Raw genomic sequence first — 12,580 nt, 5'->3', positions numbered from 1 at the left:
CCCTTGTAAATGGATTTGTGTCCATGGTAGCACATTTCCATTTCTTCCAGCTGAGTGCTGTATTTGGTGGCCATTTTTGCTGCATTTTTAGTGGCCGTTTTTGCTGCATTTTATTATACCGCTAACAAATATTTATCTAACTGTCAGCAAGGGTGAATTTGTGACTGTTATGGGACCTTCGGGATCAGGTAAATCAACCCTCCTAAACATAATTGGCACCCTAGATTCTCCGTCAAGTGGGGTTATGACTCTCTTTGAAAAATATAATTCTCAAAGCATGACAGAAAAGCAGCGGGCTTTAATAAGGCTTAAACTCATAGGTTTTGTATTTCAGTCCTTTAATCTTATACCTTTCTTAAGCGCATTGGAGAATGTTGAATTGCCTCTTAGAATTATGGGAATTAAAAGGAATGAAAGAATTAAGAAAGTTTTCGATATTCTTGCACGTGTAGGATTAGATAAGAGATTAAATCATTATCCAAGTCAATTAAGCTCGGGAGAACAACAAAGAGTCTCTATCGCGAGGAGTCTAATAAATGACCCAGAACTTGTTCTAGCTGATGAGCCTACTGGAAATCTGGACAGCACAAATACCCAAGAAATAATAAAATTAATGAAGGAACTATGTGCTGAAAAAAGGGTTGCTTTTTTAATAGTAACTCATGATAATGAAATTACATGGGCAGCTGATAGGGTATTATATCTTAATAACGGGGAACTCAACAATAAAACTTAATTAGAGAGAGGATAGAATGACCGGTATTTTTATTGCCTTGCATTATTAATTATTATATATGGACTAACTAGTTACTATTTGGAGAGCAAAGAAGAGAATAATTGCATTAGCACCAGCCAGCCGCACCTTTGTCCGATCATCCGCGGAAAACCAGGGCTGATGTCGTCGGGTTCGGTACCAAAATTAGCCATCAAATTGATGAAGCGGCTAATGTCTCCATTGAAATACTGAGTTGGATATCGTTCAATGAAGGAATAACTTTAATAGCATCGGTTGAATCAGGCTGAGCATAGCACAGTTTGTGTATGGTGCACCCCATTGTCAAGACAAATTTTTGACTGACTTAAGTTAGGTTCTCCTTTCCGGTATTTATAGATATTTAATGCAGAAACCTTACCTTTGGAGGAGGTCAAGGGCGAGCGAAGCTCGTTCATCGGAGGCCCTTGACATCTGTGTGGTCCAATATCCTTTTGTCGAGGTTCCAGCTGTAACAAACATGTTCGCGTTCGCGCATAAGAATTAACTAATAGTAATCATGCCAGGGGTCCATGCGAGGGTCCATGCCAGCATGCCAGGGGTCAGCCCTTGACATTGGACAAAAGCATAAATTTAATTTTTCACAGTAATAAATAGCGGAGGATAATGTAATTAGAACACTTATGTTTAAAATATAATGTACACTACTAATATACAAAACTCAAAGCTGTCCAATGTCAAGGGCTGACCCCATTCCGATCAATGTCAAGGGCTGACCCCATTCCGGTGCATTCCGGTGGGGCTGAAAAAAATGAATACTGTTGGCGCTCCCGACAAAACATATAAAAGACATCTGCCGGAGCGCCATTTCTTCTTTATTGAATGGTTTGCGCGCGCCGGACGAGAAGGTGAAGATATTTGAACAGCCTGACCAGTTTTTTTAACCCTAAGTCAGTAGCTGTTATCGGCGCTTCTAAATCACCGGAGAAAATCGGAAACGTTATTGTAAAAAACATCATCTCCAGCGGCTACACCGGCAAAATATTTCCAGTCAACCCGAAGGAAAAAGAAATCGAAGGGCGGGCTTGTTATCCATCGGTCGGTGCCGCCCCGGAACCGGTGGAGTTGGCGGTTATATCAGTCCCGGCGCCCCTGGTGCTGGATATGGCGACGGCATGCGGCAAGAGCGGAGTAAAAAACCTGGTGGTGATAACAGCGGGGTTTAAAGAAACAGGCAAAGAAGGACTCCGCCTGGAGCATAAACTGGTCGAAATTTGCCGTTCGTACAAAATGGGGATGCTTGGGCCTAATTGCGTGGGCTTTATGGATACTCACACCCCGATAAACGCTTCATTTTCGACCGGGTTTCCCTTGGAAGGAGAAATCGCCTTTATTTCACAGAGCGGCGCCATGGTGTCATCTATTCTGGACTGGAGCCATTCGGTAGGTCTCGGCTTCAGTAAATTTATCAGTCTCGGCAATAAAGCCGATCTGACGGAATCCCATTTCATAGAAAACGCGGCGGATGATCCGCATACCAAAGTGATTCTTTGTTATATCGAAGATGTGGAAAACGGGCCTCTTTTTCTTGAAACAGCCCGGCGGGTCAGCCGGAAAAAACCTATTGTCATCCTCAAATCCGGAACCAGCCAGGCGGGCGCCCGGGCGGCTTCTTCCCACACCGGCGCGCTCGCGGGCAGCAATATAGCTTATGAAGCGGCGTTCCGCCAATGTGGAGTGATTCGGGCCGGGAGCATGCCGGAATTGTTTGACCTGGCCATTGCTTTTGCCAATCAGCCTGTTCCCCGGGGAGAACGTGTAGCCATTATTACGAACTCCGGTGGTCCGGGCATCGTGGCAACCGACAATATTGAATTAAAAAACCTGAAAATGGCCCATTTTACCAGAGAAACGGTTGACGAGCTAAGAAAAAAATTGCCCGCTGAATCGAATATATACAACCCGGTAGACGTATTGGGCGACGCCAAAGCTGACCGGTACCGGTTCGCGTTGGATAAAGTTCTGGCCGATCAGGGCGTGGACAGCGCCGTTGTCCTGCTCTGCCCGGGCGGAGTGACCGAGCCGGTGGAAACTGCCAGGGCTATGGTTGAGATGAGTAGAATATACCCGGAAAAACCTTTGCTTGCCGCTTACATGGGTGGCAAACAAATTGAGGAAGGCGCTAAATTACTTTCAGCGGCAAAAATACCCTGCTTTGCTTTTCCGGAACCGGCGATTGCCTCTATTAGCGGCATGGTGAGCTATACCGGGACTAAAAATATTGGTAAAGATAAAGAAATACCGTCATTCGATAATGTGGATCCCGGGACAGTGGAAACAATATTAAATAGTGTAAGAATGGATAAGCGTCTGGTGCTCCTGGGCAGCGAAGCCGCAAAAGTGCTGGCTGCTTACGGCATACCCACGGCGGCAGCCGAACTGGCCACCCAGCCGGAAGAAGCGGCCGGATTGGCGGATGAGATGGGCTATCCGGTTGTGCTAAAAATAGCCTCACCTAAAATTACGCATAAAACTGACGTGGGTGGGGTAATTACCGGCCTGGACTCATATGAAAAAGTGCGCAAAGGCTTCATTGAAATCATCGAAAAAATTCAGCGATACATGCCCCGGACGGTCATTTACGGGGTTGAGGTGCAAAAAATGATGCCTAAAGGGACAGAGTTGATTATCGGCATGACCAGAGACGTGCAGTTCGGTCCGCTAATCGCTTTTGGCCTTGGCGGTATTTATGTAAACTTGATCAAAGATGTTTCATTCCGCCTGGCAAACGGCCTGACAATTACTGAGATTAAAAAAATGATCAGCGAAACCAGGGCCTATACCCTGCTGCGCGGCTATCGGGGGGAAAAACCCGCCGACATGCAGGCCATTATCGAGGTTATCGGCAGATTTACCAAACTGGTCACCGATTTTACTGAAATAACCGAGGTGGATATTAATCCGCTGTTTGCATACAACCGGGGTGTTTCGGCTGTTGATGTGAAAATAACTATATCGTGAGGTGTTTTCGGTGAAAAATCTATATATCATGGGTACTTCCGGCAGCGGAAAAACCAGTGTGGCTGTAGGATTAGCAATCAAGTTCAGACAAGAGGGATACCGGGTGGCTTACTTCAAACCGGTGGGCAGCACCGGGAGCAGCACCGTCAAAGGTGACGAAGATGCCTTGTTGATGAAAGAAGTGCTGCAAATGGAACATCCGCTGGAAACAATCGTTCCTTACATGGCCGGTCCTTCTTATCTGTCCGGCTATAAGCATTCCTGTGTTTCTGTGAAGACAATCGTTGAGGCATATGAAACGGTAGCGGCGGGAACGGATCTGGTGATCATCGGCGGAGCCAGCTTCCCTCATATCATGGGATGCCTCGGGCTTGACGCCGCCAGCCTGGCGGTTGAACTGCAAGCTCTTCCCCTCTTTGTGATCAGGATTGAAAGCGATTACAGTCTGGATCTAGCAATTTTTTTCAATAATTACCTGGAGTTGAAAGGCATTTTTACTATAGGAAACATTTTCCACAATGTGCCTCAATCACTTATGGCGAAGACAGAAGGAATTTACCGGCCCATCCTAGAAGAACGCGGTTATGATATCCTTGGCGTTATCCCAAAACATCCGGTAATAACCTCACCTACGGTAAAAGATTATTTCGAAGTGCTTGGGGGTGAAATACTGGCCGGGAAAGACTGTTTGGAGCGAGTGGTGGAAGACGTGGTTATTGGCGCCATGACTATTGAAAGTGCCCTGGGTTACCTGCGGCGTACCGCGAATAAGGCTGTGATCACCGGCGGGGACCGTTCGGAAGTAGCCTTGTCCGCCCTGGAAACCAGCACTGCCGCGATCATTCTCACCGGCGGACTGTACCCGAATGTTAAAGTAACTGCCCGCGCTGAAGAAAAAGGAATACCTGTGATTTTAGTCTACTATGACACATACACAACTATAGAGAAAATGTCTGAAGTCACCAGGCGGGTCAAGGCTACCGACCGGCAAGCCATTAACATTGCTGTAAATAATATAGAAAAATACTGCGATTGGCGCAGCATCTTAAGCTCATTGCAGTAAATTTTTTAATATTATCAAAGCCGCAAATGAATTTTATGTAAACTAATATTACTTCTTTAATTCCTCACGGCCTTGTTGAATTTGACTTAATACCGTCCCTAAATTCTCCTCAAGGCTGGCCAATATGTCATCAGCATAATCACGCGCCCCTCCCTTGATCTCGCGGGCCACTGATTCAGCTTTCTGAACTACCTCCTCCGCTACTTTTTTTGCCTGGCGGACTATTTCACTGTCGTCAGCCTGCTTTTCCACCTGCCTTTGGGCGTCCTCCATAATCCGGACCGCCTCTTTTTGGGAATCATTCAGCACCTTTTCCCGTTCCTGGATAATCCAATTAGCCTGGCGGATTTCCTCGGGCATATTTGTCCTGATATGGTCCAGCAGATCTAGAATCCTGTCCTCGTCAACAAGCACTTTTTTGGTTAATGGTATTTTACTGCTCGATTCGATAAGGTCTTCGAGCTCATTCAGTACGCTTAGCAAGTCCACTAATTTCTACCCCTCCTTACAAAAATCGCTGTCTCTTAATTTTCTCCACAAGCTTCTTTTCCACCAAAGGCGGCACCAGATGCTCCAAAGGCCCGTTAAAAATAGCAACATCTTTTACCGCGCTGGAACTGATATAAGAATATTCCGCTCTGGTCATTAAAAAGATCGTCTCAACATTACAGGCAAGATTTTTATTAATAAGCGCCATGCGGAACTCATTTTCAAAATCGGAAACCACCCGCAAACCGCGGACTATGGCAGCCGCTTTTTGCTCTGCGGCGTAATAAACCGTCAGGCCGTTGAAAGAGTCTACCTTAACATTAGGATAAGGAGATAAAACTTCTTTTAACATTTCAACCCTTTCCGATATGGAAAACAGGGGGTTTTTAATCGGGTTCCTGGATACTGCCGCGATTACCTGATCAAAAAGAACCGAAGCTCTAACAATGATATCCAAATGACCTAGTGTTACAGGGTCAAAACTTCCCGGACAAATCGCCGTCCGCAAACTATTTTCCCTCCCCGGCACATTATTGATGATAATAAAATGAAAGCAACGTATCCCCGTACTTTTCCTGACGTAGCAATCTCAATGAAGCAGCCGCGTCCTGAGCCGGCGGGTCTTTCTTACTACTTTCTACTATAATTGTTCCACCAGGTTTCAATAAATTATTTTTAATTATGGCGTCTAAAATACTGGAGACCAGACCTTGAAGATAAGGCGGGTCAATAAAAATCAGATCGTATACTTGTCCTTCTTCTCCCAGTAAAGAAATGGCTTTAACGGCATTAAGGCATAATAAACGGGCATTAGCCTCAAGTCCGGTAATACCAAGGTTTTCTTTGATGATATGAATATTATTTATATCTTTTTCAACAAAAACCGCCCTATCAGCTCCCCTGCTCAAGGCTTCTATGCCGACACTGCCCGTACCCGCGAATAAATCCAAAAAGCTGCTCCCGGCAATGAAAGGTCCCAGCATGTTAAAAAGAGCTTCTTTCACCCGATCAGATGTCGGTCTTACTTTAAGCCCCCTGGGAGCTTTCAACTGCCGCTTTTTAGCAATACCTGCAATGACGCGCAAAATATTTAATCCCTTTCTTTTACAAAAAACATTATAGCATAATAATATAAGAAAATCGAATTTTTTCATAATGTTAAAATAATAAACTTATTTATGTATATCACCATGGAAATAGGACAACATAGTGATGTTAAAGAGGTGATAGTATGGAATTGGATTTTTATAAAACATTTTCAATAAATATTGACTTGGCGATTGAAGCCCATGACCTGGTACGGGGACAAACCGGCCAGGAAATCCCGGGGGTTGTCGTCGACCGTGAGAAATACGAGAACTCATCTGTAACAATTGTAAAAATAGTCGAAGAGCAAGCGGAACAATTAATGGGAAAGCCGCGCGGCAATTATATCACCATCGAAGCTCCGTCCCTACGGGAAAATAATCGTTTGGCCCAACAAGAAATAGCGGAAGTCCTCGCGAAAAAGCTATCTTCTCTTTTTAACCTGCCTGAAAAAGCCAATATTCTCCTGGTCGGGCTGGGAAACTGGAATGCGACTCCTGACGCCCTCGGGCCGAAAGTAATCGAACACAGCATGGTTACCCGTCACCTCTTTAAATACGCGCCCGAAGAATTGGGTGAAGGCATGCGTTCAGTAAGCGCCATTGCGCCTGGCGTGCTGGGAATTACCGGTATCGAGACAGCTGAAATAATCAAGGGGATTGTGGAAAAAATTAAACCTGAATTAGTGATTGTAATCGATTCCCTGGCTGCCGGCAGTGTCGACCGCATCGCCGCCACTATCCAAATCGCCGATACAGGAATAAACCCCGGTTCTGGCATAGGCAACCAGCGGACCGGCATAAACCAGGCCAGTATGGGCGTACCCGTTATCGCCATTGGAATACCGACCGTCGTTCACGCGGCGGTGATTGCCCAGGTTACCGTGGAGCATTTTTTGGAGCAGCTTAAAGAAAACCCGGTACTCAACCAAATATATCAAAATTTACGCCCGGACTTCACTCACCAGGTCATTGATCAGGTATTGCAGCCTTTTGCCGGAAATCTCATGGTAACGCCCAAAGAAATTGACTCCCTTATATTAAACACTTCAAAAACCGTTGCCGGCGGAATTTCCATGGCTTTACACCCATCGATCAATTTCGAGGATTTTAATATTTATTTGAATTAGCTTTATTTGAATTAGCGGCAATACAAACAAGCGGAATAAAATTCCGCTTGTTTGGGAAAATAAATAATATAAACTTGGATAGTGGGTTGACAATTTTTTATAAAACCCGGGCAATGCATGCAGGCAGTTACCCGGGATGTTACGAAACTAGCCGGCTTAGTCCCCCGCTCCCTTCACTGACCGTTAGGGTGTCATGTTCACATTAGTCACCTGGGGAGTGGGCGGAACAGTGCCCGATGCCAAGCTGTTTTCATAAGCGGCGATCATCTTTTTAACCATGTTGCCGCCGATAGCTCCATTCATCCTTGACGGCAGGTCACCCATGTAACCGCCTTCAGGAATTTGGATACCGAGTTCACGGGCGGTTTCCCATTTGAAATTTTCCATCGCCCGGCCGGCTCCACGAATCAGGATTTGATTTGTCTTTTGTCCTTGTGCCATTATTTCACCTCCTTTTTTGTTTTGTGAATTTAGTATGAACCCGGCCGGATACAATTATGCTAGAACATCTTCCCTCATTAAGCGATTAAAAAATAAACGATCAAAAATTATGAAATTAAAATATAGCTTTTAATGACACGTACCCAACCACGGTATGCCGAGACGGTCGATTAATTCTTCGTAGCCCATGGCGTCCAACTCGTCCCTGTTTTTCATAATATAAAACAGGATTTCGCCCTGGCGGAGCAGTTTTTTAAACTCCGCCCAAGCGTTATTCTTTAACTTCTTGTAAATATTTTTCAAGGCCAAGGCTTCAATGACAAAAAGCAAATCAGCGTCCACGCTGCGAAAACCTGGAAAAGACTGGGTAATAACAGTTATTTTACTATCCCGCACCTCCCAGATTTGCATCCGGCTGCCTTCGGCCCCAAAATTACTTTTGGGGAGGATGCCAATTTTCCCACCCTTTTTTATTTCTAGAAAAACGTCCTTTTCCGTGTTTAAGAAATTTTCCCAAGCATCAAGATCTTCCAGTATTTCATCGGTAGTAATCCTTCATTCCTCCCAATCCATGATTTATCATATTTGCCGCTTATATTCTTACACCTAAACGGTAACCTTCGTGAATAGCTTGATACAGCCCCCTGGGGGCTACAGCGTCCCCAACTATATGCAACTCGTCAACCATATATTCAAGGTCTTGGAAGATACCCTGCCGGGATACCCGCGGGGCCGCCAGTACTACCGTGTCAACCTCCACTAAAGTTTCATCGCCATCCTTCCCTACCAATAAGCCAGCATCGGTAATTTCTTTTACTTTAGCCTTGGTAATCTTCTTGATATTCAGTTCCTCCACCCAGGAGGTATGACGCCATTTCCAGGTAGGCATAACATCTTCAGCCAGCCGCTTGCTTTCTTCGATGATGGCAACCTCATGGCCTGTGGTAGCCAGGTACTCGGCTGTAACCAGGCCGACCTTGCCGCCGCCGACTACCGCTACTTTTTTCCCGCATTGTACCTCGTCGTGCAATACCGCTTTAGCAGTGACAGCCTTTTCACGGCCCGGCAGATTGCCCGGATCAACGCCGGCGCCGGTGGCAACTACCGCCACATCATACCGGTGCAGCATCTTCCGGAACATGCCTGCATTAATTTCAGCGCCGAGGTGAACTTCAATATTATGTTTCTTTAGCATAACCTCATAATAGGATAAGAGATCCTCCAGGTCCTCTTTAATAGCCAAATCACACTTGGCATAAGCCCGCAACTGCCCGCCCAGCTGGCTGTCCTGCTCGTAAACGGCAACCTTGTGTCCCCGCTGGGATGCCGCTATGGCACACTCCATGCCCGCCGGGCCGCCCCCGATAACGATAACCTTTTTCTCGTAAGCCGGCGGCTTGATGTGATACTCAGGTTCAACTTCATGCCCCAGCACCGGGTTAACAGTGCAAATGTAGGGAAGATCACGGAACAACCTGGACAGGCAAAGCAGACAGCCGACACATGGCTTAATTTCATTCAACCTACCCTCGGCAGTTTTGATGATGCGTTCCGGGTCTGCCAGCATTGGCCGGCAAACTTCCCAGAGGTCAAACTGTCCCTTGACCAGGCTGTCGTTGGCCATAACCGCATCAGGCAGCCGCACTCCAAAAGCAATAGGAACATTGGGTATTTCCCTTTTTGCTTGTTCAGCCAGATAGTTCCAGTGCCCCGGCGGAATATCCCGGCCGATGGAAGACTCCGGAGACTCCTGCCAGCCGATACACATACTGATCAAATCAACGCCGCATTCGGCGGCTATTTTCATCGTTTCCAGACATTCTTCCTCAGTGTTGCCGCCGTATCGATCCATAAGCTCCGTACCGTTTAAGCGTACTGATAATATGTGGTCACCTATGGCATTTTTTATCTCATAGATAATTTCGCGCATAAAGCGCGCCCGGTTCTGCAACGAACCGCCATATTCATCGGCGCGCCGGTTGGTAAATTTTGAAAGGAAATTAGCCAGGATGTAACCCATGAAACTGGTTACCTCCACCCCGTCAAATCCTGCTTTAACGGCTCTTTTAGCCGCATCGGCGTGTTCCTTTATGCAAAGCCTGATATCTTCCTTGCTCATCTCGCGCGGCGGGCGGAAGTGGGGCAGCGTTTGCGGAACTACCGACGGCGCCACACAGAAACCGTTGTCAATACCGCCATAACGCCCGGCATGAAGAAGCTGCTGAATAGCAACCGCTCCATTCTCCTTAAACATGGCGGCAATCCTCTCGAACTGGGGCAGGAACTTATCGTCATGCAAGGCAATTTGCCGGAAGTAGGCTTTGCCGTCGCCCCTGGGATCTACAAAAGCTCCCTGGTTGGTAATCATTCCGGCGCCCGTATTAGCAATAACCCTGGTCCGTTCGATTTCACGCTCGGTAATATACCCGTCCCGGGTATTGTAGTTTGATACTCAGCAAGCCGCGTATTTAATGCGGTTCTTTATTTCATACTTGCCTACTTTATACTTTTCAAACAGTTTTGGAAGCTTGGTTTCACCCGTTTTTTGCACCTCGCAACACTCCTTTTTGATTTTGTATTGAGTATTATTAAGGTATATTGTTGAGCTGTGTTTTTTTACCAACCTCCTTCCAGAACGTCAAGGTGAGTTCGTCCTCAGCAGTCCTCAACATTATCCCCGTATTTTTTACCTCAGTTGGGACTATTTCAGCACACCTTTTTTAGCTGCAAAAATGTTGCCAATAACTTTCACAGAACATTCATATATAAACAAATTATTGTGCAGCCATAAAGTTGGGGGATTTGGTATCATATCATAATCCCCCAACTTTATTTTCGAACTGATTATAGATACTTGGCGCTATACACAGCCAGCAAGCTACAACAATCGTGATAAGGAATGAGAAAATGAACTTAAAACTAAGATACTACTTAAATATTTTTTGAAGCTTTTTCTTTAGCCAGTTTTTCGATAATGTCTTCGCGCAGCTTGCGCTTAAGAATCTTGCCCGCCGGACTTAACGGGAAGGCGCTGACAATTTCGAGTCTTTCCGGGAGCTTGAACGCAGCGATGTTTTGTTTCCTTAAAAAATCCTTGAGTTCTTCAAAAGTCATTGTTTCACCGGCTTTAAGCAGTACGAAAGCGCAAGCTTTTTCACCGAATACCTCGTCCGGCATTGCCACAAGGCAAACATTTTCGACCTTGGGGTTGGCCAAAATATAGTTCTCGACCTCTTCACAACTGATTTTCTCGCCGCCGCGGTTGATTAGATCTTTTTTCCGGCCTTCGGTAAACAGGTAGCCGCGTTCGTTCTTACGCACTATGTCACCGGTGCGGTAAAATCCATCCGCGGTAAAGGATTTACTATTGTGCTCCGGCGCTTTGTAATAGCCGCGTATCGTATAGGGACCGCGAACAATCAGCTCGCCAGTCTGGCCGTCCGGCACTTCATTCCCGTTATCATCCACCACCTTGATTTCATCACCGGGGGAAATGGGGACACCGGAACTGTTGATTAGCATATCCTCGTCTGCATCCAGGGGGCATATGCTCAAAAGGCCTTCCCCGGTGCCGAACACCTCCTGGGGCTTGCATTTAAATTGCTCGACGATATGCTTGCGCAGTTCCGGCGCCAGCCTGGCCCCGCCATTTTGGATAACTTTTAGCGAACTGATATCATAACGCAACGGAACAGGTGAGCTTACCCACCTCGAAACCAGCGGCACAGCGGCAGCTATAATCGTCACCTTTTCTTTCTCAACGAGGGAAAATACCGTTTCCTCGTCAAGACCAGGCGATATTACTGCTTTACCGCCGTAATACAGGGCCGCCAAGAGCCCGGGGCAACCCAAAGTATAATTGTGCGCGATTGGCAATACGGCGAGGAAGACAGTATCTTCATCGTATCCTCCCACCTTGCCGCTCTGCCGTATGTTATAAACGTAGTCGTTATGTGTCCTGGGAATCAGTTTGGGTATACCGGTCGTCCCGCCGGAAAGAAGCATGAAAGCGACTTCATCCGGATCAGGCCGGTACCGGGCTAGAAAATCATCCGGATATTTGTGCTCAATCGGTGAATCGAGCAATGCTTCAAGTGAAATCTGATCATTTTTTGCTTCGCCTTGTATAAATATATATTTGAGACAATGCTGCTCCGCCCGCACTTGTTCGACCATGCTAACGTAATCAAATTTACGCTGTACTGTAGGAGTAAAAGTGGCTACCGCATCTGCATGCTGAACGAAGTAACTAATCTCCGTAAAGCGGTGGGCAGGCAATGCCATCACAGGTATCACACCGATCTTGACCAGAGCTAAAAATGTATATACGTTTTCCGGGGTGTTCGCTAATTGAAAGACGACTCGATCCAGCGGTTTCAAACCCAAATCCCAAAAATGGTGCGCTAACCGGTTAACTTTTTCCCCAAGCTGGTTGTATGTGATCCGCAAGTCTCCATAAATCAACGCCTCTTTGGAACCGTATTTTTCAACTGAAGACTCCAACATTTCACCGAGTGTCAAATCCGACCAGTAACCATTTTCACGGTACAGCCTGCCAAATGCCTCCGGCCACGGGGTGAAACCTTCCAACATAATCTTTCCTCCTTAATAAAATTTTGGCACAAAACACGCTTGGGTA

Annotated in this window: 12 protein-coding genes; 5 read left to right on the top strand and 7 right to left on the bottom strand. The window is 46.3% G+C overall.

Annotated features, from left to right (window positions below):
- Positions 1-100: 100 nt before the first annotated feature.
- From L9W92_RS14670 to L9W92_RS14660, 4 genes are all read left to right on the top strand, one after another.
- On the top strand, positions 101-736 hold the full coding sequence (locus L9W92_RS14670; protein ID WP_282442376.1) for an ABC transporter ATP-binding protein: 636 nt from the start codon (positions 101-103) through the stop codon (positions 734-736).
- A 772-nt stretch (positions 737-1,508) separates the two neighbouring features.
- Positions 1,509-1,634: a hypothetical protein gene (locus L9W92_RS18995; protein WP_282442375.1), complete on the top strand. Its 126-nt coding sequence runs from the start codon at positions 1,509-1,511 to the stop codon at positions 1,632-1,634.
- On the top strand, positions 1,631-3,733 hold the full coding sequence (gene acs, locus L9W92_RS14665; RefSeq protein ID WP_240084493.1) for an acetate--CoA ligase alpha subunit: 2,103 nt from the start codon (positions 1,631-1,633) through the stop codon (positions 3,731-3,733). The genes L9W92_RS18995 and acs overlap by 4 nt, the downstream gene beginning before the upstream one ends.
- A 10-nt stretch (positions 3,734-3,743) precedes the next feature.
- The gene (locus L9W92_RS14660; protein ID WP_240084492.1) at positions 3,744-4,796 is read left to right on the top strand and encodes a phosphotransacetylase family protein; all 1,053 of its coding nucleotides are present in this window, start codon (positions 3,744-3,746) and stop codon (positions 4,794-4,796) included.
- 48 nt (positions 4,797-4,844) lie between these two features.
- Here the strand turns inward: L9W92_RS14660 and L9W92_RS14655 are convergent, their stop codons facing one another.
- The 3 genes from L9W92_RS14655 to rsmD are packed head-to-tail and all read right to left on the bottom strand — an operon-like array spanning position 4,845 to position 6,418.
- Positions 4,845-5,285, bottom strand: a complete 441-nt coding sequence (locus tag L9W92_RS14655; protein WP_240084491.1) for an ATPase — start codon at positions 5,283-5,285, stop codon at positions 4,845-4,847.
- 16 nt (positions 5,286-5,301) lie between these two features.
- On the bottom strand, positions 5,302-5,793 hold the full coding sequence (gene coaD, locus L9W92_RS14650) for a pantetheine-phosphate adenylyltransferase (RefSeq protein WP_240084490.1): 492 nt from the start codon (positions 5,791-5,793) through the stop codon (positions 5,302-5,304).
- A 22-nt stretch (positions 5,794-5,815) separates the two neighbouring features.
- Positions 5,816-6,418, bottom strand: coding sequence for a 16S rRNA (guanine(966)-N(2))-methyltransferase RsmD (gene rsmD, locus L9W92_RS14645; protein ID WP_312038107.1), 603 nt, complete (start codon positions 6,416-6,418; stop codon positions 5,816-5,818).
- 98 nt (positions 6,419-6,516) lie between these two features.
- Here rsmD and gpr point away from each other — a divergent pair, with 98 nt between their 5' ends.
- Complete coding sequence (gpr, locus tag L9W92_RS14640; protein ID WP_240084488.1) at positions 6,517-7,500, top strand: GPR endopeptidase; 984 nt, start codon at positions 6,517-6,519, stop codon at positions 7,498-7,500.
- Positions 7,501-7,683: 183 nt separating this feature from the next.
- Here the strand turns inward: gpr and L9W92_RS14635 are convergent, their stop codons facing one another.
- The 4 genes from L9W92_RS14635 to L9W92_RS14620 form a co-directional block, all read right to left on the bottom strand.
- On the bottom strand, positions 7,684-7,941 hold the full coding sequence (locus tag L9W92_RS14635) for an alpha/beta-type small acid-soluble spore protein (protein ID WP_240084487.1): 258 nt from the start codon (positions 7,939-7,941) through the stop codon (positions 7,684-7,686).
- A 129-nt stretch (positions 7,942-8,070) separates the two neighbouring features.
- Positions 8,071-8,352, bottom strand: a complete 282-nt coding sequence (locus L9W92_RS14630; RefSeq protein ID WP_240084486.1) for a hypothetical protein — start codon at positions 8,350-8,352, stop codon at positions 8,071-8,073.
- Between the two features lie 181 nt (positions 8,353-8,533).
- The gene (locus L9W92_RS19210; RefSeq protein ID WP_286726137.1) at positions 8,534-10,363 is read right to left on the bottom strand and encodes an oxidoreductase; all 1,830 of its coding nucleotides are present in this window, start codon (positions 10,361-10,363) and stop codon (positions 8,534-8,536) included.
- Between the two features lie 509 nt (positions 10,364-10,872).
- Positions 10,873-12,534 carry a (2,3-dihydroxybenzoyl)adenylate synthase gene (locus L9W92_RS14620; RefSeq protein ID WP_240084484.1) on the bottom strand — a complete coding sequence of 554 codons (1,662 nt, stop codon included), beginning with the start codon at positions 12,532-12,534 and terminating at the stop codon, positions 10,873-10,875.
- Between the last annotated feature and the right edge of the window lie 46 nt (positions 12,535-12,580).

The organism is Pelotomaculum terephthalicicum JT, from assembly GCF_022410535.1.
Classification (GTDB): Bacteria; Bacillota; Desulfotomaculia; order Desulfotomaculales; family Pelotomaculaceae; genus Pelotomaculum_D; species Pelotomaculum_D terephthalicicum.
This window is presented reverse-complemented; position numbering and strand designations above follow the sequence as displayed.